At 72.5% G+C, this 23,835-nt stretch carries 22 protein-coding genes and 6 tRNA genes; 9 read left to right on the plus strand and 19 right to left on the minus strand.

Features of this window, described 5'->3' with window-relative positions:
- Positions 1-3: 3 nt before the first annotated feature.
- The 5 genes from ACZ7MF_RS36455 to ACZ7MF_RS36475 form a co-directional block, all read right to left on the minus strand.
- Positions 4-915 (minus strand): carbohydrate ABC transporter permease, encoded by a 912-nt coding sequence (locus ACZ7MF_RS36455; protein ID WP_471482465.1) that lies wholly within the window; start codon positions 913-915, stop codon positions 4-6.
- Positions 912-1,910 carry a carbohydrate ABC transporter permease gene (locus tag ACZ7MF_RS36460; protein WP_471482466.1) on the minus strand — a complete coding sequence of 333 codons (999 nt, stop codon included), beginning with the start codon at positions 1,908-1,910 and terminating at the stop codon, positions 912-914. The genes ACZ7MF_RS36455 and ACZ7MF_RS36460 overlap by 4 nt, the downstream gene beginning before the upstream one ends.
- On the minus strand, positions 1,910-3,211 hold the full coding sequence (locus ACZ7MF_RS36465; RefSeq protein ID WP_471482467.1) for an ABC transporter substrate-binding protein: 1,302 nt from the start codon (positions 3,209-3,211) through the stop codon (positions 1,910-1,912). Before ACZ7MF_RS36465 ends, ACZ7MF_RS36460 begins: the two co-directional genes overlap by 1 nt.
- A 353-nt stretch (positions 3,212-3,564) precedes the next feature.
- A tRNA-Val gene (locus ACZ7MF_RS36470) sits at positions 3,565-3,636 on the minus strand.
- Between the two features lie 100 nt (positions 3,637-3,736).
- Positions 3,737-4,189, minus strand: coding sequence for a TIGR02611 family protein (locus ACZ7MF_RS36475; RefSeq protein WP_271414943.1), 453 nt, complete (start codon positions 4,187-4,189; stop codon positions 3,737-3,739).
- A 191-nt stretch (positions 4,190-4,380) separates the two neighbouring features.
- Between ACZ7MF_RS36475 and ACZ7MF_RS36480 the strand changes: the two genes are divergently transcribed.
- Both ACZ7MF_RS36480 and ACZ7MF_RS36485 read left to right on the plus strand, forming a co-directional pair.
- Positions 4,381-4,794 (plus strand): SsgA family sporulation/cell division regulator, encoded by a 414-nt coding sequence (locus tag ACZ7MF_RS36480; protein WP_004002642.1) that lies wholly within the window; start codon positions 4,381-4,383, stop codon positions 4,792-4,794.
- Positions 4,795-5,074: 280 nt separating this feature from the next.
- Complete coding sequence (locus ACZ7MF_RS36485; protein WP_471482468.1) at positions 5,075-5,635, plus strand: CGNR zinc finger domain-containing protein; 561 nt, start codon at positions 5,075-5,077, stop codon at positions 5,633-5,635.
- Positions 5,636-5,721: 86 nt separating this feature from the next.
- On the opposite strand, the gene ACZ7MF_RS36490 is transcribed toward ACZ7MF_RS36485, so the two are convergent.
- Both ACZ7MF_RS36490 and ACZ7MF_RS36495 read right to left on the minus strand, forming a co-directional pair.
- Positions 5,722-5,901, minus strand: a complete 180-nt coding sequence (locus tag ACZ7MF_RS36490) for a hypothetical protein (RefSeq protein WP_003977283.1) — start codon at positions 5,899-5,901, stop codon at positions 5,722-5,724.
- Positions 5,902-6,109: 208 nt separating this feature from the next.
- Positions 6,110-6,565, minus strand: a complete 456-nt coding sequence (locus ACZ7MF_RS36495) for a hypothetical protein (protein WP_356866155.1) — start codon at positions 6,563-6,565, stop codon at positions 6,110-6,112.
- A 191-nt stretch (positions 6,566-6,756) separates the two neighbouring features.
- Here ACZ7MF_RS36495 and ACZ7MF_RS36500 point away from each other — a divergent pair, with 191 nt between their 5' ends.
- On the plus strand, positions 6,757-7,281 hold the full coding sequence (locus ACZ7MF_RS36500) for a DsbA family protein (protein WP_471482469.1): 525 nt from the start codon (positions 6,757-6,759) through the stop codon (positions 7,279-7,281).
- A gap of 61 nt (positions 7,282-7,342) precedes the next feature.
- On the opposite strand, the gene ACZ7MF_RS36505 is transcribed toward ACZ7MF_RS36500, so the two are convergent.
- The 3 genes from ACZ7MF_RS36505 to ACZ7MF_RS36515 form a co-directional block, all read right to left on the minus strand.
- Positions 7,343-8,167, minus strand: coding sequence for a GNAT family N-acetyltransferase (locus ACZ7MF_RS36505; RefSeq protein ID WP_471482470.1), 825 nt, complete (start codon positions 8,165-8,167; stop codon positions 7,343-7,345).
- Between the two features lie 104 nt (positions 8,168-8,271).
- Positions 8,272-9,093 carry an aminotransferase class IV gene (locus ACZ7MF_RS36510; RefSeq protein ID WP_471482471.1) on the minus strand — a complete coding sequence of 274 codons (822 nt, stop codon included), beginning with the start codon at positions 9,091-9,093 and terminating at the stop codon, positions 8,272-8,274.
- Entirely contained in the window at positions 9,090-10,151 is a 1,062-nt protein-coding gene (locus ACZ7MF_RS36515; RefSeq protein ID WP_471482472.1) for a chorismate-binding protein, read from the minus strand. The genes ACZ7MF_RS36510 and ACZ7MF_RS36515 overlap by 4 nt, the downstream gene beginning before the upstream one ends.
- A 177-nt stretch (positions 10,152-10,328) precedes the next feature.
- Here ACZ7MF_RS36515 and ACZ7MF_RS36520 point away from each other — a divergent pair.
- From ACZ7MF_RS36520 to ACZ7MF_RS36540, 5 genes are all read left to right on the plus strand, one after another.
- Positions 10,329-10,401, plus strand: a tRNA-Gly gene (locus ACZ7MF_RS36520).
- Positions 10,402-10,439: 38 nt separating this feature from the next.
- A tRNA-Cys gene (locus tag ACZ7MF_RS36525) sits at positions 10,440-10,513 on the plus strand.
- 1 nt (position 10,514) lies between these two features.
- Positions 10,515-10,586 (plus strand) — tRNA-Val (locus ACZ7MF_RS36530).
- A 36-nt stretch (positions 10,587-10,622) separates the two neighbouring features.
- A tRNA-Val gene (locus ACZ7MF_RS36535) sits at positions 10,623-10,694 on the plus strand.
- A gap of 25 nt (positions 10,695-10,719) precedes the next feature.
- Positions 10,720-10,791: transfer RNA gene (locus ACZ7MF_RS36540), tRNA-Val, on the plus strand.
- Between the two features lie 55 nt (positions 10,792-10,846).
- Here the strand turns inward: ACZ7MF_RS36540 and ACZ7MF_RS36545 are convergent.
- The 3 genes from ACZ7MF_RS36545 to ACZ7MF_RS36555 all read right to left on the minus strand — a co-directional run bounded on the left by ACZ7MF_RS36545 (position 10,847) and on the right by ACZ7MF_RS36555 (position 12,545).
- On the minus strand, positions 10,847-11,134 hold the full coding sequence (locus ACZ7MF_RS36545; RefSeq protein WP_007447626.1) for a TFIIB-type zinc ribbon-containing protein: 288 nt from the start codon (positions 11,132-11,134) through the stop codon (positions 10,847-10,849).
- 101 nt (positions 11,135-11,235) lie between these two features.
- Positions 11,236-12,171: a phosphotransferase gene (locus ACZ7MF_RS36550; protein ID WP_471482473.1), complete on the minus strand. Its 936-nt coding sequence runs from the start codon at positions 12,169-12,171 to the stop codon at positions 11,236-11,238.
- Between the two features lie 191 nt (positions 12,172-12,362).
- Entirely contained in the window at positions 12,363-12,545 is a 183-nt protein-coding gene (locus tag ACZ7MF_RS36555; protein ID WP_003977275.1) for a membrane protein, read from the minus strand.
- Between the two features lie 602 nt (positions 12,546-13,147).
- Between ACZ7MF_RS36555 and ACZ7MF_RS36560 the strand changes: the two genes are divergently transcribed.
- Positions 13,148-14,602: a serine/threonine-protein kinase gene (locus tag ACZ7MF_RS36560; protein WP_471482641.1), complete on the plus strand. Its 1,455-nt coding sequence runs from the start codon at positions 13,148-13,150 to the stop codon at positions 14,600-14,602.
- 20 nt (positions 14,603-14,622) lie between these two features.
- On the opposite strand, the gene ACZ7MF_RS36565 is transcribed toward ACZ7MF_RS36560, so the two are convergent.
- The 6 genes from ACZ7MF_RS36565 to ACZ7MF_RS36590 all read right to left on the minus strand — a co-directional run bounded on the left by ACZ7MF_RS36565 (position 14,623) and on the right by ACZ7MF_RS36590 (position 23,770).
- Positions 14,623-15,441: a TrmH family RNA methyltransferase gene (locus ACZ7MF_RS36565; protein WP_356866142.1), complete on the minus strand. Its 819-nt coding sequence runs from the start codon at positions 15,439-15,441 to the stop codon at positions 14,623-14,625.
- A gap of 1 nt (position 15,442) precedes the next feature.
- On the minus strand, positions 15,443-16,675 hold the full coding sequence (gene cobA / locus ACZ7MF_RS36570) for a uroporphyrinogen-III C-methyltransferase (protein ID WP_471482474.1): 1,233 nt from the start codon (positions 16,673-16,675) through the stop codon (positions 15,443-15,445).
- A gap of 147 nt (positions 16,676-16,822) precedes the next feature.
- Positions 16,823-20,452 (minus strand): nicotinate-nucleotide--dimethylbenzimidazole phosphoribosyltransferase, encoded by a 3,630-nt coding sequence (gene cobT, locus ACZ7MF_RS36575; protein ID WP_471482475.1) that lies wholly within the window; start codon positions 20,450-20,452, stop codon positions 16,823-16,825.
- Positions 20,453-20,824: 372 nt separating this feature from the next.
- Complete coding sequence (gene cbiE, locus ACZ7MF_RS36580) at positions 20,825-22,051, minus strand: precorrin-6y C5,15-methyltransferase (decarboxylating) subunit CbiE (RefSeq protein ID WP_471482476.1); 1,227 nt, start codon at positions 22,049-22,051, stop codon at positions 20,825-20,827.
- Positions 22,052-22,168: 117 nt separating this feature from the next.
- A complete protein-coding gene (locus ACZ7MF_RS36585) occupies positions 22,169-22,807 on the minus strand; it encodes a GNAT family N-acetyltransferase (RefSeq protein ID WP_471482477.1) in 639 nt (212 codons plus the stop codon).
- 135 nt (positions 22,808-22,942) lie between these two features.
- The gene (locus ACZ7MF_RS36590; RefSeq protein ID WP_471482478.1) at positions 22,943-23,770 is read right to left on the minus strand and encodes a MetQ/NlpA family ABC transporter substrate-binding protein; all 828 of its coding nucleotides are present in this window, start codon (positions 23,768-23,770) and stop codon (positions 22,943-22,945) included.
- Between the last annotated feature and the right edge of the window lie 65 nt (positions 23,771-23,835).

Genomic DNA, 23,835 nt, shown 5'->3' on the forward strand with positions numbered 1-23,835 from the left:
ACCTCAGCCCTTCAGGCCGGACGTCGCCATGCCGTCGATCAGATAGCGCTGGAAGGCCAGGAAGAACGCGAGGACCGGCAGCAGCGCGACGAGCGACATGGCGATCATGCCGCCGTAGTTCGCCAGGCCCTCCTGGTCCACGAACATCTTCAGGCCGAGGGAGATCGTGTACTTGCCGGGCTCGTTGAGGTAGATCAGCGGGCCCATGAAGTCGTTCCAGGAGTTGATGAAGGTGAAGATCGCGCTGGTGATCAGCGCCGGCCGGCACAGCGGAAGCACGATCGACCAGTAGATCCGGAAGTGCCCGCAGCCGTCGAGGCGGGCGGCCTCGTCCAGTTCCCTGGGCAGGTTGCGCATGAACTGCACCATCAGGAAGACGAAGAACGCCTCGGTGGCCAGGTACTTCCCCAGCAGGAGGGGGGTGTACGTGTTGATCATGTCCAGGTTGCGGAAGAGCACGTACTGCGGGATCAGCAGCACGTGGTACGGCAGCAGCAGGGTGCCGATCATCAGCGTGAACAGCAGGTTGCGGCCGGCGAACCTGATCTTCGCGAAGGCGTAGGCCGTCAGCGAGCAGGACACCACGATCCCGATCACCGAGCCGACGGCGAGGAAGAGCGAGTTGACGAAGAACGTGGAGATCGAGATGTCCGCGATGCCGTCGGCGAGGCTCGTGTAGTTGTCCGTGATCGGGTCGCCCGGGAAGAGGTCCAGGCTGCCGACGATGTCGCCGCTCTCCTTGAAGGAGCCGCCGATCACCCAGAGCACCGGGTAGAGGATCACGGCGAGGATCGCCAGTGACCCGAGGTGCCAGGCGAGCGACCCGGGCAGCCGGCGCCGGAGCGCGGCGCCCCTGGTGGACGGGGGCGGTGGGGTTTCGGTGGCCGGAGTGACATCGGTGGCCTGCGCGCTCATCGGCCGCCCTCCTCGTAGTGCACCCAGCGCTTCTGGGACCAGAACAGCACCGCGGTGACCAGGGCGACCGCGACCAGCAGCATCCACGCCATGGCGGAGGCCAGGCCCATGCGGCTGTTCTCGAAGCCCTGGACGTACAGGTAGCAGGTGTAGACCATCGTGCCGTCCGCGGGACCGCAGGCGTTGCCTCCGGCGCCGCCGCCGACGATGTAGGCCGAGCTGAAGATCTGGAAGGAGTGGATGGTCTCCAGCAGGACGTTGAAGAAGAGGACCGGGGAGATCATCGGCAGGGTGATGTTCCAGAACTGCCGCAGCTTCCCCGCGCCGTCCACGTCGGCCGCCTCGTACAGCTCGCGCGGGACCTGTTTCAGACCGGCCAGGAAGATGACCATCGGGGCGCCGAACTGCCAGACGGTGAGTGCCACGAGGCTGTAGATGATCAGTTCCGGGTCACCGGTCCAGCCGCCGGCGTCGATGCCGAAGAGCTGCTGGGTACGGTCGACGACCGCGTCGTCCGAGAAGATCGCCTTCCACACGATGGCGACCGACACGCTCGCACCGATCAGTGACGGGGCGTAGAAGGCGGCCCGGTAGAAGGCCTGGCCGCGTCGCTTCTGGGCCAGCAGCAGCGCGACACCGAGCGCCGCGATCAGCTTGATCGGCGTGCCGACGACGACGTACCAGAGCGTGATCCTGACCGAGTGGCGCCAGCGCGGGTCGCCGAACATCTCGGAGAAGTTGTCCAGGCCGATCCACCTGGGGGCGTCGAACAGGTTGTAGTCGGTGAACGCGAAGTAGAGCGAGGCGACCATCGGGCCGGCCGTCAGCAGCAGGAACCCGGCGATCCAGGGGGACATGAAAAGGTATCCGGCCAGGTTCTCCCGGCGGCCCCGCCGCTTCAGCTCGGCGGGGCGCGGCGACTTCACCGGGCCGTGCCGCGGTTCGGGTTCCGCCCGGCCCTCCAGCGCGGGGGCGTGTGTCACGGCGCTTCCCATCAGCCGGCGAGAGCCGTCTTCGACTCGGTGAAGAACTGCTCGACGGCCTCTTCGACGGACCGCGAGCCGAGTGCCATCTCCTCGGCGATGCGCAGGAACGCGGCCTCGCAGATGTCGGCCCCGTTCGGGTGCGGGGTGATCTGCTCCAGGACACCGGCCTCGACGAGCGACTCCTCGTAGGCGGCGATGGCCTTGTTGACCGGGTCGGTCGGCTGGTAGGCGTCGTACTGGGCCTGTGTGGTGGGGACGCCGCGGTCGTAGCCCATGATCTTGGCGACCTCGGGGTCGTGGACCATGAAGTCGATGAACTGGGCGACTTCCCTGGGGTGCTCGGTGCGCTTGTAGCCGCTGAGCATCAGCGAGCCGAGGTACTGGCCGGTCCGCTTGCCGTCCGTGGTCGGGATCGGCGCGAGTCCGTACTCGCTCTTGCCCTCGGAGGTGTAGCGGACGGTGAAGTTGTCCCAGGTGAACTCACTGCCGGCGAGTTCCGCGGACAGGGCCGACTTGGGCTTGATCTGGGCGACCTTCTTGGCGTCGGCGAACAGGCCGGACTGCACGCCCTTCTCCGCCTTGGTCCACCAGGTGGTCAGATCGGCCTCGGTGAAGCCGAGTCCGTCCTCGGTGAAAAAGGCCTTGCCGTTCTGGCGCAGGTACAGGTCGTAGAGGTACATGACGCCGTACATGCCGCTGTCCCCGGCGCGGCCGGTCCTGTCGCGGACCTTGGTCATCGCCTCGTCGAAGTCGTCCCACGTCCAGCCCTGTTCGGGCTTGACGCCGGCCCGGGTGTAGACGGGCTTGTCGATGACCAGGGCCATCGAGTTGGAACCGACGGGCACGCCGAGGAGTTTGCCGTCGATCTCGCCGAACTTCTCCAGCCCCGCGCGGAATCCGTCCATGGAGAGGTTTCCCGCGTCGACCTGTCCGCTCAGATCGAGCAGGACATTCTTGGCATCGTATTTGCGGAGAAATCCGATGGCATTCTGGAAGACGTCCGGTGGATTCCCCCCGGAGGCCTGGGTGTTGAACTTCTTCCAGAAGTCGGTGTACGGCTGGAAGTCGGTCTTGACCTTGATCTTCGGATACTTCTTCTCGAAGAGCGCGATGGTCTTGTTGATGCGCTCGGCCCGGTCCTCGGCACCCCACCAGGAGTAACGGATCGTCACCGTTCCGTCTCCGGAGCCGCTGCCGCCGCCGCACGCGGTGGCCGTGGCCCCGAGTCCGGCGACGGCCAGCGAGGCCCCCGCCGCCTTGAGGATCGTGCGCCTTCCGGCCTGCCGCTCCGCATTCCCGCCCTGCTGCATACGAGCCTCCCCGCGACGTCGCTTCCGCCTCATGAATCGTTTCAAGTAAGCGCTTGCTGGCACAAGGTACGGAGGGCCCAGGGGTGCGTCAATGATTCGGACAGGAATTGATGGGCGGGGGTCACGACCGGCCCGGCGCACCTTTCCGGAAACAGCGTCCGACCCCTCGGAGAACCCACAGGTCGGCGCGGCGCGACCGACCGGCCGAACAGCCGCGGGGCCACGGAGGGCCGCGACGCCGAAGGTCACGGTTGAGTGAAGGCGGGCGGAAGCGGAATGCCGGGACACCTGGACGCGGCGCACACGAAGGCGGCCCGGCTCACGATCGTGAGCCGGGCCGCCTGATGATCCGGTGGGCGATACTGGGTTCGAACCAGTGACCTCTTCGGTGTGAACGAAGCGCTCTCCCACTGAGCTAATCGCCCGGACGCAGGAAGAACATTACCCCATGTCAGAGACACCGGTGACCAGCGGAGGCCACGCCGACACAGCCGTGCGGGCCGTCGGGCGCACCCCCGCGGGCGATCACTGGTCCTTGATCTTCCACGGCAGCTCGAGGCCGAACTTCCACAGGTAGATCCCGGCCAGCACGGCGATGATCACCACGCCGATCGAGGTCAGGATGATGTTCCGGCGCCGTACCTTCGGATCGAGGGCACGCTGCGCCGCCTCGGTGACCTTGCGCTTGGTCCAGCGCAGCACCAGCTGGGCCCAGACGAACTCGGTCGCCCAGATCGCCATGCCGCCGAAGATCACGACCCAGCCCGGTCCGGGCAGCACCAGCATGGCGACGCCGGCCACCACGACCGCGAGACCGACGACGAAGACGCCGACCTGCCAGCTCAGATGCAGCGCACGGCGCGCCTTGACGAATTCCGGTGCCCGCGAACCGAGCGCCCGCTCGGCCGTGGCCTCGTCCGTCCCCGTACGGTCTGCCGCCACGGCTGCCTCGCCGGGCTTGTTACTCCCCGTGTTCATACGGCCAAACACTACCGGAGCGAAACCTGTCACCGGAATGGGCGCAGGACCCGAACGATCCGTCGGCCGGAAGAGTTACGTAAACACACGCAAAACACTCAGAGGGGTTTACAACGGCACCGTAGGTGGCATGTCGATTTCGCCGACGTGCGAATCCCCGAGCGCACACTGAGCGAAAGGCCCTGGCGCTTATGAACACCACGGTCAGCTGCGAGCTGCACCTGCGCCTCGTTGTGTCGAGCGAGTCCTCCCTGCCTGTCCCCGCAGGCCTGCGGTACGACACGGCCGACCCCTACGCCGTGCACGCCACCTTCCACACCGGAGCCGAGGAGACCGTCGAGTGGGTGTTCGCCCGCGACCTCCTCGCCGAAGGTCTCCACCGTCCCACCGGCACCGGCGACGTCCGTGTCTGGCCGTCCCGCAGTCACGGCCAGGGCGTCGTGTGCATCGCTCTCAGCTCCCCGGAGGGCGAGGCACTGCTCGAGGCCCCGGCGCGGGCCCTGGAGTCCTTCCTGAAGCGCACAGACGCCGCCGTGCCTCCCGGCACGGAGCACCGGCACTTCGATCTCGATCAGGAGCTCTCGCACATCCTGGCGGAAAGCTAGGGCGGGGCCCCGCGTGAAGCCGCCCGTCGCCGTCGACTCGGGGTGACGGCACGGGCCCGGACAACCGCATACGGCACACACCGGCGTCGTCGCCGCGGATCTCCCGCGGGGGCGGCGCCGCTGCGTGCGCGGCCCCGGGGAACGACGGCGGGCCGGCCGCCGTTGTAGGGGCAACCGACGACCGGGACCGGCTCGCGGCCGGTTCGCCCGCCGCGCGAGCCACTACCATCGGCCAGCATCGGCGGGCGCCCGCCCGACCCCCCAGGCCAGGGAGCGAAACGTGCTGATCACCCACGACACCCGGTGCGCGCTCGACACCGTGGTGGATCTGGTGAACACCGTGCCGGAGGACGAATCGGCTCCGGACGGGCTGCCGGACGTCGCGACCCTCCGGGAATTCGTGGGAACGCACGAAATCAGCGACGTCGGTGTGCTCACGGAACTCGATCTCTCGGCGGTGCGGCGGATCCGCGCGCGGTTCGCGGCGGTCTTCGCCGCTCCGGACGCCCGGACCGCCGCGGGACTGATCAACGACCTCGTCGCGGCCGCGGGCACCACGCCCCGGCTGACCGACCACGACGGCTACGACTGGCACATCCACTATTTCGCGCCCGGCGCCTCCGTCGCGGACCACCTGACCGCGGACTGCGGGATGGCCCTGGCGTTCTTCGTGGTGGCCGGGGAGCAGGAGCGGCTGCGGCGGTGCGAGGCCCCCGACTGCCGGCGCGCCTTCGTCGACCTGTCCCGGAACCGCTCACGGCGGTACTGCGACAGCCGCACCTGCGGAAACCGCTTGCACGTGGCCGCCTACCGGGCCCGGCGCAAGGAGGCGGCGGGCTGACGCCGCCCCGCGGGGCCGGTGCGGCCGCGGACTCGGGGACGGCGACGCGGCCCCCGGCGGGTGGCGCCGGGGAGCGCGGGTACGGCTCACAGCAACAGCAGATCGTGCAACGAAGCCATGAGCAGCAGACACCCGATCACCGCTAGGAAGATCATGAGCGGTGGCTGGGAAAGGGCGAAGAGGCAGCCGCGTGGTTCGTCCTGCACCCGCGCGGTTTCGCTCTGTCTCGTGTCCAGCTGGGAATCCAGCTGAGTGGTGTCCGGCATCTCGCCGCGATGATGACGCAGGTGGCGGGGTCCACGCGATCAACACGCCCGCTATGACCGGGTGTTGGTTGAATGTCGCAATGTCCGGTCGGATCGTGATCATTCCGGAGCAGGGGCTGTCGGGCTCGGACCGCTGTGTCGTTTCAGCCCCGGAGGTCGGCCGTCACGTCCCGTGCCTCATGTCCCGTGCCTCATATCCCTGCTTCCCTCATATCCCGTGCTTCTTGAGGATGGCCTCGATGTCGCTGAAGTCGTCGTCACCGCCCCGGGACGCCTTCGCCGGGCGGGACGCGGGCTGGGCGGCCGGCCGGGGGGAGCCCGATCCGAGGGAGGGGGCGGAGGCTCCCGGAGCCACCGCGTCGCGCTGTGCCGCGGCCCGGGCCTCCTTGCGCTCCTTGCGGGTGCCGCCGCGACGGCGCTCCACCGCACGTGTGGTCATGAAGAGCACCCAGGCCACGCCCAGCACTCCGAAGCCGGCCCAGGCCACCGGGCTGAAGGCCGTGTCGGCCAGCCACTCGACGACCCCGGTCATCACCAGGCCGATCGGGACCAGTGAGTAGGCGGCGATACGGGCAGCGGTGAGGAATCGCCTGCGGTACGCGGTGACCGCCGCGATGCCCAGGCCTGCCGCGGACACCGCGGAGCAGACGGTCTCGGCAATCATCCGGTCCTCCAGGGCTGGGCTCGGTCGGGCATGAGTACTTCGTCCCTTCCATCCTGCACCGTCCGCCCGCCGCGAGGCCATGCCGGGGGACCGAGATCAGGGAGATCTCGGGGTCGGCTCCTCCGCAGGTGCTGGTGGGCGTGGTACGACGCCGGTTGGGGCGGCGTGCCGCGGGCTGGGAGGATGGGGGCATGAGCGACTCCTCCCCCGTCCGTCCCGCCGCGCCCGTCCTCGACGTCTGGTGCGAGCTCCAGTGCCCGGACTGCCACACCGCCCTGGACGACGTCCGTGCCCTGCGGGCCCGCTACGGCGACCGCCTGGAGGTGCGGCTGCGGCACTTCCCGCTGGAGAAGCACACGTACGCCTTCGCCGCCGCGCAGGCCGCCGAGGAGGCCGTCGCCCAGGGCCGGGGCTGGCCGTACGCCGAAGCGGTCCTGGGCCGGGTCGCGGAGCTGGACCGTAGGGGAGAACCCTTCCTGGTCGAGGTCGCCCGGGAACTGGGACTGGACGCGGAGGAGTTCGACACGGCCCTCATCGACGGCCGGCACATCCTGATCGTCGACGCCGACCAGGCCGAGGGCAAGGCGATCGGCGTGACCGGCACCCCCACCTACCTGATCGGCGGCGAGCGCCTCGACGGCGGCAAGAGCCAGGAAGGGCTGCGCGAGCGCATCGAGGAGATCGCCGACCGGCTGCTCGCCGAGCAGCGGGACTGAGCGACGGCGACCGTGGCGGGGGCGGCCGGGGGCCGGCCGGGCGCCGGATCGCCGCCCGCCGTCACAGCAGCGGCTTGCAGTAGCTGTACCGCGTGGTCTCGTAGCCGAGCGACTCGTACAGCCGCTCGGCGGCGGTGTTCCCGGCGAAGACGTTGAGGCCGATCAGGGGGCGGCCGGCGGTGACCGCCTGGGCCTCGGCCAGCAGCATCAGGGCGCGGCCGTGTCCCCGGCCCCGGTGCGGGGCGTCAGCCTCGACGTCGAAGACGAAGGCCCGGTCCTCGCGCAGTGCCAGCCACAGGGTCCCGACCCGCTCGCCCTCGTGCTCCAACACGCTGAACAGCATGTTCTCGGTGGCCGCCCCCTGGGGCAGCAGCACTTCGTGATCGCGGCGGGCCTTCGCGTGCGCGTCGGCCTCGGGCACGCCCCGCTCCATCCAGGTCCGGGCGTAGCGCTCCGACTCGTACGCGTGCCAGGCGGCGAAGTCCTCCGGTGTCATGGGCCGCGCCCGGCTGCCCGCGGGCAGGGCGGGCGGGGTGTCGCCGAGCGGCTTGGCCATGGCGCGGTTGCGCACGGCGTAGCCGAGCGCCTGCGCGAGCCGCGTGCCCGCCTCGGCGTCACCGGCGACGCCCGCCTCGATCTGACGGCAGCCCCAGGCGCGCGCCACCTCCTCCGCGGCGAGCGCGGCCACCGTGCCCCGGCCGCGCCGGCGGTCCGGTTCGTCGACGCGCAGCTGGTGGATCACGGCCACCGAGTCGCCGAGGGAGGGCGAGGTGCCGAGGTGCAGCACACCGACGGGCCGGCTGTTCACACACACCTGGTAGTGGCGCGAACGGGTCCCGTCGGCTGCGCGCTGGAGCGGCTCGGTCGGCCGCAGGGTCGTGGTCATCACGGCAGTTCTACCCACCGTGGACGAGAACGGCAGCCGAATATCGGCGGCTTCGAGGAGGCGGGTCGCGGATGCGGGTCGCCGATCCGGGTCGCCGATCCGGGTCACGGATCCAGGTCGTCCCCGGACCGCTCCTCGAAGACGCGCATGGCCTTGGCCGTCACCGGTCCCGGGGCGCCCGGCAGTTCGCGGTCGTCGATCCGGTGTACGGCCTGTACGTCCCGCAGCGTCGAGGTCAGGAAGACCTCGTCGGCGCGCTCCAAGGCGTCCAGCGGGAGGTCGGTCTCGCGGGCGCCGGTCCACTCGACGGCCAGGGCGCGGGTGATCCCGGCGAGGCAGCCGGAGGCGACCGGTGGGGTGTGGATCTCGCCGTCGAGGACGACGAAGACGTTCGACCCGGTGCCTTCGCACAGCCGGCCCACTGTGTTGCCGAACAGCGCCTCGGAGGCGCCCCGTTCCCGTGCGCGGGCCAGGGCGACGACGTTCTCGGCGTAGGAGGTGGTCTTCAGGCCGGTGAGCGCGCCGCGTTCGTTGCGGGTCCACGGCACCGTGATCACGGCGGTGGAGTCGGGGCGGCGGCCGGTCTCCCCGAGGGCGACGACGAGGGTCGGGCCGTGCTCGCCTCGGTCGGAGCCGAGCGGGCCGTGGCCGCCGGTGTAGGTGATGCGCAGCCGGCCCAGCGGCATCGGGTTGGCCTCCAGCACGGCGGCGCAGGCGCGGCGGACCTCGTCGTGGTCGGGGGCGGGCAGGCCGAGGCCGCGGGCCGAGCGGGTCAGCCGGTCCAGGTGCCGGGTCAGCGCGAACGGCCTGCCGTTTACCGCCTTCACGGTCTCGAAGATGCCGTCGCCCACGGTCAGCCCGTGGTCGAGGACGGAGACGCGGGCGGAACCGATGTCCTGCAACCCGCCGTCGAGCCAGATCTTCACGTCGCCAGCGCCTCTCCCGTCGCGTTCACCTCGTACGCCCCCGACGCTACCGCGAGCAGCCGGGAGGCCTTCAGTTCGGTCTCCCGCCACTCGCCCTCCGGGTCGGAGCCCCAGGTGATGCCGGCGCCGGTGCCGAAGCGCAGCCGCGCGTCGCCGTCGGCGGCCCGGTCGATCCAGAAGGTGCGGATGCCGACGGCCAGCTCGCCCGTGCCCCGGCCGGCGTCGACCCAGCCGACGCCCCCGCAGTACGGACCCCGGGGCGCGGTCTCCAGCGCGTCGATGATCCGCAGGGCGCTGGACTTGGGCGCGCCGGTGACGGACCCGGGCGGGAACGCGGCGCCGAGCAGTTCCGGCCAGCCGGCGTCCGCGGTCAGCTCGCCGCGCACCGAGGAGACCAGGTGGACGAGGCCCGGGTGCTTCTCGACGGCGCACAGGTCGGGCACCGTGACCGTGCCGGTGGCGCAGACGCGCCCCAGGTCGTTGCGGACCAGGTCCACGATCATGACGTTCTCGGCGTAGTCCTTCTCCAGCAGGTCGGCCTCGGTCCGCCCGGTCCCCTTGATCGGCCCGGACTCGACCGTCCGGCCGTCCCGGCGCAGGAACAGCTCGGGCGAGGCGGTGGCGATCTCGACGCCGTGCTCCGGCAGCCGGATCGTCCCGGCGTACGGTGCCGGGTTGCCGCGGGCCAGCAGGGCGGTGAGGGCGTCCACGTCGGCACCGGGGCCGACGGGCGCCGAGAGCACCCGGCAGAGGTTGGCCTGGTAGACCTCGCCCGCGGCTATGCGGGCGCGGATGCGCCGTACGCCCGTCGTGTACGCGGCGCGGTCGAGCGACGACGTCCAGTCGCCGACGGCGGGGCCCCGCCACTTGCCCGGTGTGGGGGCGGGCACCGGCTCGGTCCGTACCTCCGCGAAGCGTGCGCAGGTCAGGCGGCCTTCGAAGTCCGCGCAGACGGCCCAGAACCCCTCGGATTCGAGGGCGGCGGGATCACTCGTGACGTCGAGGAGACCGGTGGCGAGACGGTCGCCGAAGCGGGCGAGCGGAGGGAGGTCGAGCACACTGACGAGTCTAGGCGGGTGGCTCCCGGATGACCCGAACGTGTCCTTCCGGGTGCCCTGACCAGGTCGGCGACCGGACGCACCGCAGCACGCTGCACAAACGCGTTTTTGTGCTGGCTCCGGAATCCGCTAGAGTTCATCACGTCGCCGGGCCGCGCAAGCGGACCGAACCGACAGGCGGACGTAGCTCAGTTGGTAGAGCGCAACCTTGCCAAGGTTGAGGTCGCGAGTTCGAGCCTCGTCGTCCGCTCGCAGGAAGAGGAGGCCTCCCGGGTCTCCTGCACTCCTGGTGGAGTGGCCGAGAGGCGAGGCAACGGCCTGCAAAGCCGTCTACACGGGTTCAAATCCCGTCTCCACCTCCAAGGACGATTAGCTCAGCGGGAGAGCGCTTCCCTGACACGGAAGAGGTCACTGGTTCAATCCCAGTATCGTCCACTGATCCGCAAGGATCACCGATCCGTACGGATCCCCGCGCGATTAGCTCAGCGGGAGAGCGCTTCCCTGACACGGAAGAGGTCACTGGTTCAATCCCAGTATCGCGCACGCAGTACCGCACCTGGTGCTTCCAGGACGATTAGCTCAGCGGGAGAGCGCTTCCCTGACACGGAAGAGGTCACTGGTTCAATCCCAGTATCGTCCACACCGAACGAAGCCCCCGGCCGCCCAGAGCGGCCGGGGGCTTCGTCGTGGGCGGGTCAGCTCGAGAAGAGCATCCGGCCGAAGCTCTTCTGACGGTGGTGGCCGTAGTGGCCGTGACCGCCGCCGTGCGGCGCACCCCAGGCCGGCGCCTGGGCCGCCGGGTACGCCTGCGGCGCAGCGGGCGGGGGCGGCGGAGCGGGCTGGGACCACTGGGCCTCCAGGCGGGTCAGCGACTCCAGCTCGCCGTAGTCGAGGAAGATGCCTCGGCAGCCGCTGCACTGCTCGATCTGAACGCCGTTGCGGTTGTAGGTGTGCATCGGTGCGTGGCACTTGGGGCACTGCATGCTCGGCTCAACTCCTCGCCGGTCGGTCCTGCTTCGCGTATCGCCAGGACAGACTCCGTCCCGCCCCGGGTCGGTTGCACCCTACTTCGCGGAACTTCGGCTCAACCCCGCGGGTCGGCGGGCCGGACGGACGCCATGCGCGCGCACGCGTCGACGAGGGAACGCTCCACCTCGTCCAGCGCCCGGCCCTCGAGGACCGCCTTGGAGACGGCCCGGGCGGCGGTCTGCGCGGTGAGGGCGCGGGCCGGGACGTCCAGGGCGGGCCACGGGTCGCCCTCGGCGGGGACGGCCGGGCCGCCGGCCGCGCGGTAGGCGGTCAGGAAGCGGTGCCACTCCTCGGGCGGGAGCAGCCCGCAGGCGTACCAGGCCGCGGGGCGGGCCAGGTCCCAGGCCGGGACGCCGGTGCCGAGGTCGTCGACGTCGATCAGCAGCCAGGGTCCGTCGGGGGCGGGGTGGCGTATGAGCTGGCCGAGGTGGAGGTCGCCGTGGCACAGGGCGGCCGGTCCCGGCATGGCGGCCTTGCCGCGCGCCCAGGCGGGGAGTGCGGCCCAGGCGGCCAGCACGGGCGCGGTGGCGGGGTGGTCGGGGGCGGTGTCGCGCAGGCGTGCCGCGGCCAGGGCCGCCTTCGCGGGGCCGCGCATGGGAGGCAGGGCGGCAGGGGCGGGTGTGCGGTGGAGGCGGGCGAGGAGGGTCGCCGCGGCTTCCCACGGGGCGGCGTCCGGATCCTCCGGGTCCACGGGCGTGCCGTAGGGCCAGTAGGTGACGAGCCGGCCGTGCAGGTCGACGGGGTCCGGGGCGAGCGGGGGCAGGAGGATGCCGGGGAGCCGGGCGGCCGCGGTGACACGGAGGGACAGCGCGGCGGGGTCGGCGTCCGCGGCGTGGGCCTTGGCGACGGTGCCCGCGTGCCGGACGACGGTGGCGTCGGGGCGGTCGGCGAGTGTGGCCGCGCCGCAGGGGCAGGCCGGGGTGCGGGCGTGGGCCGTTTCCCTGACGCGGGCCTCGAGGGCGGGGAGGAGGGCGTGGGCGTCCGTGGTCACGAGGGTGAGGGTACGCAGGCGGGGTGTGCCGCCGCGCTCCCCCTCCCGGCGCTGCCCGGGGAGGGAAAAGCAATGCCGGCGCAGCTCCCCAGCTGCGCCGGCATTTTGCCGTCCGCCGCACCCCCGTCCCCACGGGGTTTCATGGATGGATGTCCCCGCCCGGACCGCTCTTCCGGGCCTGGGGTCGCCGCTCAGCGCCCCAGCACCACACCCACGGACGACGCCTGTGTGGCCACTGTCTCCCACCCGTCGAAGACGAGGAGGAGCAGGACCGCCAGGGGCAGGGCCATGAGCGTCGCCACCGCGGGGTGGCGACGGCCCTGACGGCGGTTTTCCCGTGTGCGGACCAGTGTCCGCGGAACCGTCTGGGCCATGGTCCCTCTCCTGACCGTTCGTTGAGTCGTTCGCGTTGTCTCGTTGCAGCGGCGGGTGTCTGACCTCGGGGGACGAGTGCTGCACCCGCCGCTTGACCTCAAATCTATGCGTCGGGCGATCGCCGGACGTCATGCCCTCGTACCGATTGCCGGGCCTCCCGGAGGATGAGCCGTGACCGGCCGACTACTCCCCTGGGTGGAGACCGCATCCCCGGTCTCGGGGTCTTCCCGGACGGGGTGCCCACCGTGTCCCGGTATCTCCGGGCTGTCCGGTGACTTCCCTCACTCCGGCCGCCTCCCCGCGCACCTCCGCCCCCGCCCCGGGTCGCACCCCGCCCGCCGTCACGCCGCAGGTGCGCGGCCGCTCTCCACTGCCTCCGCCCGTCCCCGGCCGGCCCCCCTCGCCCATTCCAATCCCCCGGCTCCTGCGGCCGGTTGGGATCACGGGCAAAGCGGGGCCCGCCGGTCCGCGCAGGTGCTGACCGCCGCTCAACTCTCGCGCCGGGCACTGACAATCCGTTGTCGCGAGAGGGCGCGGCCTCTGCGCGCGGGCGGCCGTGGAAACGTAAGCTGTGGCACGTCACAGGGACCGGGCAGCGGGGATGAACATGGCGATGATGCGCCTGAGGCGCGAGGACCCGCGCGTCGTCGGCTCGTTCAGGCTTCACAGGCGGCTCGGCGCGGGTGGAATGGGCGTGGTCTACCTGGGCTCCGACAAGAAGGGGCAGCGGGTCGCGCTGAAGGTCATCCGGCCGGACCTGGCCGAGGACCAGGAGTTCCGGTCGCGGTTCGCCCGTGAGGTCTCGGCGGCCCGGCGCATCCGGGGCGGCTGCACCGCCCGGCTGGTAGCCGCGGACCTGGAGGCGGACCGCCCCTGGTTCGCCACCCAGTACGTGCCCGGCCCCTCCCTGCACGACAAGGTCGTCGACGGGGGTCCGCTCGTCGCGGCCGACGTCGCGGCCGTGGGCGCCGCGCTCTCCGAGGGGCTGGTCGCCGTGCACGAGGCCGGGGTGGTGCACCGGGACCTGAAGCCGTCCAACATCCTGCTGTCCCCGAAGGGGCCGCGGATCATCGACTTCGGCATCGCCTGGGCCACCGGTGCCTCCACGCTCACGCACGTCGGTACGGCGGTCGGCTCCCCCGGCTTCCTCGCGCCGGAGCAGGTGCGCGGGGCCGCGGTCACCCCGGCCACGGACGTGTTCTCGCTCGGTGCCACGCTGGCGTACGCGTCGATGGGCGACTCGCCCTTCGGGCACGGCAGTTCCGAGGTAATGCTGTACCGCGTGGTGCACGAGGAGGCCCAGCTGCACGGGGTCCCGGACGCGCTCGCCCCGCTGGTGCGGGCGTGCCTGGCCAAGGACCCCGAGGAGCGCCCCAGCACCCTGCAACTGTCGCTGCGGCTCAAGGAGATCGCCGCCCGTGAGGCCCAGGGCATGGCGGACGTCCGGCCGCCCGCGCCGCGCAGTGGTGAGGCGGACGTGCCCACGGGGCGGCTCGCCGACACCTACCCGGAGCGTGTCCAGCGGCGCCCGCAGGGCCGGCCGGGCCCGCAGGGCACTCCCGCGCCGCGCGGCACGTCGGGGTCGCGGGGGCCCGCGCCCCGGGGTTCCGTCCCGTCCCGGGGCGGCGCGCCCTCGCGCGGCGGGACGCCCTCGCGCGGTGGTACTCCGTCCCGCGGTGGCACGCCGTCGCGCGGTGGTGGTGCGGGGGCGCGGTCCGGGTCCCGGCCCACGCCGTCCTCCCGCGACACGACCGGCCGGAACTCCTCCCGCAACGACGGCGGCCGCCCCGCACCACGCAGCGGATCCGGCCGTACGGCGCCCAGGACGACGGGGACCGGCTGGCGGCGGCCCGCCAATCCGCGGCTGCTGCGGCAGCGTCTGTTCGTGTTCGTGGTCGTGACGCTGCTGGTCGCGCTGGGTATCGCCGCCGCACAGGGCTGCCAGGGGCCCGCGCGCGGGCTCGGCGACGAACGGGGCGGCGGCGTGCGGGCGACGCAGCAGGAACGGGTGGACCCACCGGGCGGCCTCCCGGAGTCGCGGACCCCCGGGCGCTGAGTGCCGGGGTTGGGTAGGCCCTAGGCCGAGGGGCGTCCCGCCGTCACCGCGTAGAAGGCGACCGCGGCCGCCGCGCCCACGTTGAGGGAGTCGACGCCGTGGGACATCGGGATGCGCACCCACGTGTCGGACGCCGCCAGGGCCCGCCGGGTCAGGCCGCTGCCTTCGGCGCCCAGCATGAGGGCCACCCGGTCCATGCGGTGCGGGGCGACCGCGTCGAGGGGCTCGGCCCGCTCGTCGGGGGTGAGGGCGAGGAGCGTGAAGCCCGCCTCACCGACCGTCGCCAGACCGGCCGGCCAGGTGTCGAGGCGGGCGTACGGCACGGAGAAGACGGCGCCCATCGAGACCTTGACGCTGCGCCGGTACAGGGGGTCCGCGCAGTCCGGGGAGAGCAGGACCGCGTCCATGCCGAGCGCGGCGGCGGAGCGGAAGATCGCCCCGATGTTGGTGTGGTCGTTGACGGACTCCATGACGACGACACGGCGGGCGGTCGTCAGGAGACCGGCGGCCGTGTCCAGCGGCTTGCGCTGCATCGAGGCCAGCGCGCCGCGGTGCACGTGGTAGCCGGTGACCCGTTCGGCGAGCGCCGGGTCGACGACGTACACCGGGGCGGGCGCCTCGTCGATGATGTCGCGCATGGTGTCGACCCACTTGGCGGACAGCAGCATCGAGCGCATCGCGTAGCCCGCCTCGCCGGCCCGCCGGATGACCTTCTCGCCCTCGGCGATGAACAGGCCCTCCGCGGGTTCGCGCCGACGGCGCAGCTCGACGTCGGTCAGGCCGGTGTAGTCGTGCAGGCGCGGGTCGTCGGGGTCGTCGATCGTGATGAGGTCGCCCACGTCAGACCGTCCCGTGCGGACCGACGGCGACGACCTCGCCGACGACGATGACGGCCGGCGGCCTGACCTCCTCGGCGACGGCCACCTCGGCGACGGTGGCGAGGGTCGCGTCCACCCGGCGCTGGGCGGCCGTGGTGCCCTCCTGGACGAGAGCGACCGGGGTGTCGGGGGACTTTCCGTGCGCGATCAGGGTCCCGGCGATCTTGCCGATCTTGTCGACGCCCATGAGGATCACGAGTGTCCCGGTCAGCTTGGCCAGGGACGGCCAGTCGACCAGGGAGCGCTCGTCGTCGGGGGCGACGTGGCCGCTGACCACGGTGAACTCGTGGGCGACGCCCCGGTGGGTGACCGGGATGCCGGCCGCGCCGGGGACCGAGATCGTGCTGGAGATGCCGGGGACGACGGTGCACGCGATGCCCGCCTCGGCCAGCGCCTGCGCCTCCTCCATGCCCCGGCCGAAGACGAACGGGTCGCCGCCCTTCAGCCGTACGACCGCCTTGCCCTGCTTGGCGTGCTCGATCAGCGCGTTGTTGATGGCCTCCTGGGCCATGAAGCGGCCGTACGGGATCTTGGCCGCGTCGATGACCTCGACGTGCGGCGGCAGCTCGGCGAGCAGGTCGCGGGGGCCGAGCCGGTCGGCGATGACGACGTCGGCCTCGGCGAGCAGGCGGCGCCCGCGGACGGTGATCAGGTCGGGGTCGCCGGGGCCGCCGCCGACCAGGGCGACGCCGGGGGTGCGGGTGCGCCGGTGCGGGGCGACGAGGGTGCCGTCGCGCAGGCCCTCGACCACCGCGTCGCGGATGGCGGCCGTGTGGCGGGGGTCGCGGTGCCGCGCGTCGGTGGTGAGCACGGCGACGGTGACGCCCTCGCTGCGTCCGGTCGCCGGGGTCCAGGCCGTGGCCAGGTCGGCGTCGTCGGAGCGGACGCACCACACGCGGTGCCGCTCGCCCTCGGCGGAGGCGGCGTCGTTGGCCGCGGTGTCGCTGGTGGCGATCAGGGCGTACCAGGCGTCCGCGAGGTCCCCGACCTCGTAGGGGCGCCGCTCCCAGGAGATCTCCCCCGCGTCCGCCATCGCCTCGACGGACGGGGTCGCCTCCGGGGAGACGAGGCGGATGTCGGCGCCGGCCGCGACGAGGGCGGGCAGGCGGCGCTGGGCGACCTGTCCGCCGCCGAGGACGACCACGCGACGGCCGGTGAGGCGGAGGCCTACGGGGTAGGCGGGGTGTTCGGCCATGAGGGGACGGCTCCTCTTGCGGCGGTGGCGCTGACGTGCGGATTTTACGGCGGGACGGCTGGTGGGGCGCGGTTGGTCCGGTGGTTGGACCTCGTTGCCGGGTGCGGCTTGTGGGTACAACCACCGGTCCCGCCGGCTCGCCGGCCTCTACTTCTCGGTTACCCCCGCCGAGTCGAACGTCGCCACCTCGTGCATGGCCCGCGCCGTGCTCTGCACCATCGGGAGCGCGAGCAGCGCGCCGGTGCCCTCGCCGAGGCGGAGGTCCAGGTCGACCAGCGGACGCAGGCCCAGCTTGTTGAGCGCGGCGACGTGGCCGGGTTCGGCGCTGCGGTGACCGGCGATGCAGGCCGCGAGGACCTCGGGGGCGATCGCGCGGGCCACCAGGGCGGCGGCACCGGCACTGACGCCGTCCAGGATCACCGGGGTGCGCAGGGACGCGCCGCCGAGCAGCAGACCGACCATGGCCGCGTGCTCGAAGCCCCCGATCGCCGCGAGCACGCCGATCGGGTCGGCCGGGTCCGGCTGGTGGAGTTCCAGGGCGCGGCGCACGACCTCGGTCTTGCGGACCAGCGTCTCGTCGTTGATGCCGGTACCGCGACCGGTGACCTCGGCCGGGTCGGCGCCGGTGAACACGGAGATGAGCGCGGCGGACGCGGTGGTGTTCGCGATGCCCATCTCGCCGGTGAGCAGCGCCTTGTTGCCGGCCGCCACCAGGTCGCGGGCGGTCTCGATGCCGACCTCGATGGCCTGCTTGGCCTCCTCGCGGGTCATCGCGGCGCCGGTGGTCATGTCGGAGGTGCCCGCGCGGACCTTGCGGGGCAGCAGGCCCGGTGTGGCGGGCAGGTCGGTGGCGACCCCGACGTCCACGACGCACACCTCGGCGCCGACCTGGGTGGCGAAGGCGTTGCAGACCGCTCCGCCGCCCAGGAAGTTGGCCACCATCTGGGCGGTGACCTCCTGCGGCCAGGGGGTGACGCCCTGGGCGTGCACACCGTGGTCACCGGCGAAGACCGCGACGGCCGCGGGCTCCGGGATGGGCGGCGGACACTGCCGGGACAGGCCGGACAGCTGGGCGGAGATGATCTCCAGCATGCCGAGCGCACCGGCCGGCTTGGTCATCCGCTTCTGCCGCTCCCACGCCTCGCCGAGCGCCTTGGCGTCCAGCGGGCGGATCTGCGCGACGGTCTCGGCGAGCAGGTCGTGCGGCGCCTCGCCGGGCAGGGCGCGACGGCCGTACGTCTCCTCGTGGACCACCCAGGACAGCGGGCGGCGCTTGGACCAGCCGGCCTGCATCAGCTCGGGCTCGTCCGGGAACTCGTCGACGTAGCCGACACACAGGTAGGCGACGACGTCCAGGTGCTCGGGCAGGCCGAGGGCGCGGACCATCTCGCGCTCGTCGAAGAAGCTGACCCAGCCGACGCCGAGGCCCTCGGCGCGGGCGGCGAGCCAGAGGTTCTCGACGGCGAGCGCGGAGGAATACGGCGCCATCTGCGGCTGGGTGTGCCGGCCGAGGGTGTGCCGGCCGCCGCGGGTCGGGTCGGCGGTGACGACGATGTTGACCGGGGTGTCGAGGATGGCCTCGATCTTCAGTTCCTTGAACTGCTTGGCCCGGCCCTTGGGCAGCGACTTGGCGTACGCCTCCCGCTGACGCGTCGCCAGTTCGTGCATGGCGCGACGGGTGTCGGCGGAGCGGATGACGACGAAGTCCCAGGGCTGCGAGTGACCGACGGAGGGCGCGGTGTGGGCGGCCTCCAGGACCCGGAGCAGTACCTCGTGCGGGATGGGGTCGCTGCGGAAGCCGTTGCGGATGTCGCGGCGCTCGCGCATGACCTTGAGTACGGCCGCGCGCTCGGCGTCGTCGTAGGCGGGGGCCGCGGGGCCGACGGGTTGCGGTGCTTCCGCGGCTCCGGCCGTACTTTCGTCGTGCGGGGCCTCCTGGGGGGCGCGGGCCTCCTGGGACGCGGGCTGCGCGCCCGGCGCTTCCGTCGCCACCGCGGTCGCCTCGGTCGCCTCGGCGGCTTCGGCGGCTTCGGCGGCTTCGGTCACGTGGTCGTCCTCGCCGGCGCCCCGGGTGTCCAGGTCGTCGGCGCTCTGGACGAGTTCGGGGTCGGCCTCGCGCGGCGCCGGTACCGCGGCGACGGCCTCCTCGGCCATCGGGGCCGCAGCCTCGGGCTCCGGTTCGGGGGCCGCCTCCGGCGGGACCAGGACTGCCTCGGGCGGGGTGGGCGCGAGGTGCGGGGTCGTGGGCACCTGCCCGCCGTCGACGGGCAGGAACTGGCCCACGGGCTGGGCGGGAAGCGGTTCCTGGGCGACCGGCGCGGGTACGGGCGCGGGCTCCTGCGCGCCGGTGGCGGACGCGTCCGCCGCTACGGGCTCCGCGGTGCCGTCGGCCACGACCACGGCCTCTTCCTGCACCTGCTCCTGCTCCTGCTCCTGCTGCATGTTGGCGTCCATGAGGGACTGGGGTCCCTGGGCGGGCTGCGGCGCGGGCTGGTCGTACGGCTGCGGGTGCGGCGCTTCCTCCGGGGCGGGCTGTGCCTCCGGGAGCGTCGGCTGCGCGGCCTCCACCTGGACCGGAGCGGGCTGCTCCGGAGCCGGAGCCGGGGACGGCTCGGGTTCGGGTTCGGCCTCGGGCTCCGCGGCGGCCACGGGCGCGTCGGGTGCCTGGGCGTCGCCGTGTTCGGGCTCGGGTGCCTCGGAGGACGGTGCCTCCTGCGGCGCGGGGCCCTCTGGCGCCTCTGGCGCCTCCGGGGCTTCAGCCACGGGGGGTTCGTCAAGTCCCTGCGGTGCTTCCGCGGGTACCTCTGCGGATACTTCCGCCGGTGCTTCTTCGGGAGCCGCCGGCGCGGGGGCCTCCTGGGCCTCCTGAACCGCGAGTGCCTCCTCGGGCCCGGCGTTGTCCTCCGCCGCCGCAGGGACGGGAGCGGTCACAGGGGTCACGGGCTCCGCGGGGGCCGCTTCGGGAGCCGGTACGGCTTCCGCCGCGAGACCGACCGGCTGCCCCGCGTCGGTGTGCGCCGCCTGCGGTGCGGGCGCCTCCTGCGGTGCGGGCGCCTCCTGCGGTGCGGGCGCCTCCTGCGCTTCGCCGGGCTCTCCGGCGCCCACGGGCGTCCCGCCGGTCGCCGCCGCCACGGCCTCCGTGGCCACGCGGGTCACGAGCGCCTGGGCCGCGCCCACCGGCTCGGCCGGCTGCTGCTCCGGTACCGGAACAACCGTTTCCGCATGCCCCGCCCCGGCGTTCACCGGGACCGCCTGGGCCTGCGGCGCCGTCTGTGCTCCCCAGGGTGCCGCCGCCTGCGGAGTCGGCACGGCGGCCTGCGGGACGTCGAGGTACTCGGGCCCCGTGGCCGGTGGGCCGGGATGCCGTACCGGCGCGTCGGCGGGGCCGCGGTCGGCGAGGGAGCGGACCGGGCTGGCGGAGGTGTCCGGGATCGGCGGACCGAGGTGGAGGGGCCTGCGCGCCGGGACCGGCGCGGACGCGGGGTCCTGCGCCGGGTCGGGCAGGCGGACGCCGCCGAGGTCGACCGAGCCGCTGTCACGGCCGGACATCTCGTGCGGTCCGGGCTGGTGCACGGTCTCGACGACCGGCTCCGGCGCCGGCGGCGCGACCTCGTTGCCCCAGGCACTCTGGGCTCCCGGCAGCAACAACAGGTCCTCGTCCTCGGCGGTGGCCTCGGAGAGGTAGGTGTACGCGCCGGGTGCGGGGACGCCCGGCTGCTCCACCATGCCTGCGTTCTCCGGCAGCCCCTCGCCCGGGATCTGGCCGGTGTCGGTCATGCGTAACCCCTCGCCCATCGGTTAGTGCTTCTACGACCAGCTCACCCGGGACGGCGCACCGACCGCCCGTAGTGAAGAACGAGCGGGCGTGCCCAGCGGCACGAACGACCCGCGGGAAAAGACGACAAAGCCATTGAGTGCCATTGTCGCGGTCGTCCCCCCGCCACGACAGCTTGATCCGCGACGGCCCGCTGTGGACTGCGCCACGTTGCGCGTCCTCCGGTTCTGCCGTACCACACCCGCCCCCGAAGGTGCGGGTTTTTACGGACATCGACTGACGAACTGCCGGGTGTCCGCATGCGGTACAACAATCCGCCAGCCTACCCCGCGCGGTATGAACAACCGATCACGGGGCGCGGTCCTCGCCGGTCCTCAGCGGGGTGCTTCGCGCCGCACGATCTCTCCGCTGAGCAGGAACGCGACGCTCCGCTCCGTCTCCGTCCAGGCCCGGGTGTCGAGTCCGACGGACTGCAGCAGGGCGCACTCGACGCGGTACCCGTGCTCCGTCAGGTCCCTGCCCACGAGTTCGGCCGCGTCGCGGGTCGCGGCGTGCGCGACGATGCGCTGCGGGCGGCGGTCGGCGACCGCGGAGACCACGGCCGCTCCCCCGCCGCCGACCCGGACGACGTCCGGTTCGGGGAGGTCCTCCAGGACGTGGGGGGCGTTGCCGTGCACGGTCTGGAGCTGGACGCCGAACTGCCGTGCGGTGGCCTCGGTGCGGGCGCAGGCGTCGGGGTCCCGGTCGACCGCGATGACGGCGGCCCCGGCGCGGGCGGCCTCGGTGGCGAAGGCGCCGCTGCCGCAGCCGATGTCCCACACGAGGTCGCCGAGGCGGGGCCCGAGCCGGGCGAGTTGGGCGGTGCGGAGCAGGTCGGCCTCGCCCTCGCCCAGTTCACCGCCGTACGCCGCGGCGGGCAGGGACCAGCCGCGCGGTCCGGTGGCGGGGTCGCGGCCGGTGATCCAGCCGGTGCCGTCGCCCGCGGTGGCCGGTCCTGCGCTGCCGCCGGCCACGATGACGACGTTCGGGTCGCGCCAGGTGTGGTCGGCTGCCTTGTCGGAGGTGACGACGGTGACGCGTTCGCGGGTGGTGCCGAGTTCCTCGCAGATGACGAAGGTGCGGTGGACGCCCTCCATCAGCAGACCGAGCTCGGCGGGCCCGGCGCCCGGTGAGGTGAGGACCGCGACCTTGGTGTGGGCGCGGCACACGTTCACCGCGCGTCGCAGGGTGCGGGGGTGGGCGACGACCACCTGGGCGTCGTCCCAGGGCATCCCGGCACGGGCGAAGGCGGCGGCCACGGAGGAGACGGCGGGGACGACCTCCACCTCCAGGCCGAACTCGGGGGCCCGCAGGGTGCGTACGACGCCGAAGAAGCCGGGGTCGCCGTCGGCCAGGACGACCGTCGTGCCGCGGTGTGCGGCGAGGCGGCGGGCGGCGAGGGCGACGCTGCCGAGGCGGACGCGTTCGGCGGCGGGCGGTACCTCGGGAAGTGCCAGGTGGTGGGCGGCGCCGGCCACCAGGGTGGCGGCGCCCAGTGCGGAGCGTGCCGCGGCGGTCAGCGGCGAACCGTCCCAGCCGATCACCGTGACCCGGTCGGCCATCGTCGTCAGTCTCCAGGGTTTCGCGGGTCGTGGTCGTGGAACCGTCGCGGGCGCGCCCCGTGAGGGTACCTGGTGCGGCCCGGGTCCGGGGTGGTGGCGCGGGTCGCCCCTCGGGTATCAGTTCCAGTCGGTGAAGGTGGTGAAACCGTCGGGGTCGGTCAGCTGCCCGGTGGCGCCCTCGAGGTCCTCGGGCAGCAGGCTCCACACGATGAAGTCGGTGCGTACGTCCGTCCAGACGCCGTCTTCGGTGCGTGCGCGCGCTATGCAGGCGCCGCGCAGCACACCCTCGCTGATGCAGCCGATCTTCTGGGCGACCTGCTGGGAGGCGGTGTTGTCGGCCGCGGTGCGCAGCTCGACGCGTTCGAACTTCTGGTCGCCGAAGAGCCACTGGGCGGTGGCGAGCGCCGCCTCGGACGCGTACCCCTCACCCCGGGCCCAGGGGGCGACTATGTAGGAGAGTTCGGTGGAGCGTACGTGCCAGTTGGTCTTGGTCAGCTGGATGACGCCGACCAGTCGCTGGGTGAGGAACTCGGTGACGGCGAGGTCGAGTCCCCGGCCCGCGGTGCGCTCGGCGGGGGCGTACTCGCCGATCCAGCCGGCGGCGTTGTCCTCGGTGAAGGGCTGGGGGACGTGGGTCCAGGCGGCGACCTGCTCGTCGTTCATCATCGCGGCCAGCGCGGGGACGTCGTCCTCGTCCAGGGGGCGCAGCACCAACCGCTCCGTGCTGATGGAGATGTTGGGGAAGGTGCTCGTCATGCGCCGCTCCGTAACCTGTGTAACCGTCAGGGCCTGCTCGAACTGCCCAGCATGCAGCATGAAAGCACTCAACCACACCACCGGGTCCACCCCCGTGCGCAGGGAGCGGACCCGGTGGGTGGCGCGGGGTTCGGCTCAGAAGGAGGGGAGCACGGACCCGGCGTAGTTGTCCTCGATGAACTTCTTCACCTCGGGCGAGGTGAGGAGCTTGGCGAGCTTCTTCACCCGCGGGTCGTCCTCCTGGCCCTCCTTGACGACGAGGAGGTTGACGTTCGGGTTGTTCTCGGCGGACTCCAGTACGAGGGCGTCCTTCGCGGGCTTGAGGTCCGCCTCCAGGGCGTAGTTGCCGTTGATGACGGCAGCGTCGACGTCGTTCAGGGAACGGGGGGTCTGGGCCGCCTCCAGCTCCTTGAACTCGAGGTTCTTCGGGTTCTTGGTGATGTCGGCGGTGGTCGCCGAGTTGCCGGCGCCGTCCTTGAGGGTGAGCAGCCCCTCCGAGGCCAGCAGCTGCAGGGCGCGGGCCTCCGTGACCGTGTCGTTGGGCAGGGCTATGGTCGCGCCGTTCTTCAGGTCACCGACCTTGTCGGCCTTCTTGGAGTAGAGGCCGAGGGGCTCCAGGTGCACCGAGGCGACGGACTTCAGGTGGGTGCCGTTCTTCTTGTTGAAGTCCGTGAGGTAGGGCTCGGTCTGGAAGTAGTTGGCGCCCACCGAGCCGTCCTCCGTCGCCGTGTTCGGCGTGACGTAGTCGGTGAACTCCTTGACCTCGAGGTCGAGGCCCTCCTTCTTCGCCAGGTTGTCCTTGACGTAGTTGAGGATCTCGGCGTGCGGGACGGGCGTCGCGGCGACGACCAGCGGTCCCGAGGTGTCGGAGGCGGAGTCCTTGTCGGAGCCGCAGGCGGTCAGGCCGAGGGTGAGGGCTCCGGCGGCGAGGACGGCGGTGGTGAACTTGGCGGTGTTACGCACGAAAAGTGCCTTTCCTGAGGTGGTGCGGCCCCGCCCGGTACGGCGGGGAGTCTGTGGGGGCGCGG

This window comes from Streptomyces sp. NPDC111628, assembly GCF_055635195.1.

Bases quoted from the DNA above. Each gene is read 5' to 3' on its own strand.
- ACZ7MF_RS36490 (WP_003977283.1), bottom strand. From the start codon at position 5,901: ATGCCGGACACCACTCAGCTGGATTCCCAGCTGGACACGAGACAGAGC.
- ACZ7MF_RS36555 (WP_003977275.1), bottom strand. From the start codon at position 12,545: ATGGCCCAGACGGTTCCGCGGACACTGGTCCGCACACGGGAAAACCGC.
- ACZ7MF_RS36460 (WP_471482466.1), bottom strand. From the start codon at position 1,910: ATGGGAAGCGCCGTGACACACGCCCCCGCGCTGGAGGGCCGGGCGGAA.
- ACZ7MF_RS36480 (WP_004002642.1), top strand. From the start codon at position 4,381: ATGAACACCACGGTCAGCTGCGAGCTGCACCTGCGCCTCGTTGTGTCG.
- ACZ7MF_RS36560 (WP_471482641.1), top strand. From the start codon at position 13,148: ATGAACATGGCGATGATGCGCCTGAGGCGCGAGGACCCGCGCGTCGTC.
- ACZ7MF_RS36585 (WP_471482477.1), bottom strand. From the start codon at position 22,807: ATGACGAGCACCTTCCCCAACATCTCCATCAGCACGGAGCGGTTGGTG.
- cobT (WP_471482475.1), bottom strand. From the start codon at position 20,452: ATGACCGACACCGGCCAGATCCCGGGCGAGGGGCTGCCGGAGAACGCA.
- cobA (WP_471482474.1), bottom strand. From the start codon at position 16,675: ATGGCCGAACACCCCGCCTACCCCGTAGGCCTCCGCCTCACCGGCCGT.
- ACZ7MF_RS36545 (WP_007447626.1), bottom strand. From the start codon at position 11,134: ATGCAGTGCCCCAAGTGCCACGCACCGATGCACACCTACAACCGCAAC.
- ACZ7MF_RS36505 (WP_471482470.1), bottom strand. From the start codon at position 8,167: ATGACCACGACCCTGCGGCCGACCGAGCCGCTCCAGCGCGCAGCCGAC.
- ACZ7MF_RS36500 (WP_471482469.1), top strand. From the start codon at position 6,757: ATGAGCGACTCCTCCCCCGTCCGTCCCGCCGCGCCCGTCCTCGACGTC.
- ACZ7MF_RS36455 (WP_471482465.1), bottom strand. From the start codon at position 915: ATGAGCGCGCAGGCCACCGATGTCACTCCGGCCACCGAAACCCCACCG.
- ACZ7MF_RS36475 (WP_271414943.1), bottom strand. From the start codon at position 4,189: ATGAACACGGGGAGTAACAAGCCCGGCGAGGCAGCCGTGGCGGCAGAC.
- cbiE (WP_471482476.1), bottom strand. From the start codon at position 22,051: ATGGCCGACCGGGTCACGGTGATCGGCTGGGACGGTTCGCCGCTGACC.
- ACZ7MF_RS36495 (WP_356866155.1), bottom strand. From the start codon at position 6,565: ATGATTGCCGAGACCGTCTGCTCCGCGGTGTCCGCGGCAGGCCTGGGC.
- ACZ7MF_RS36465 (WP_471482467.1), bottom strand. From the start codon at position 3,211: ATGCAGCAGGGCGGGAATGCGGAGCGGCAGGCCGGAAGGCGCACGATC.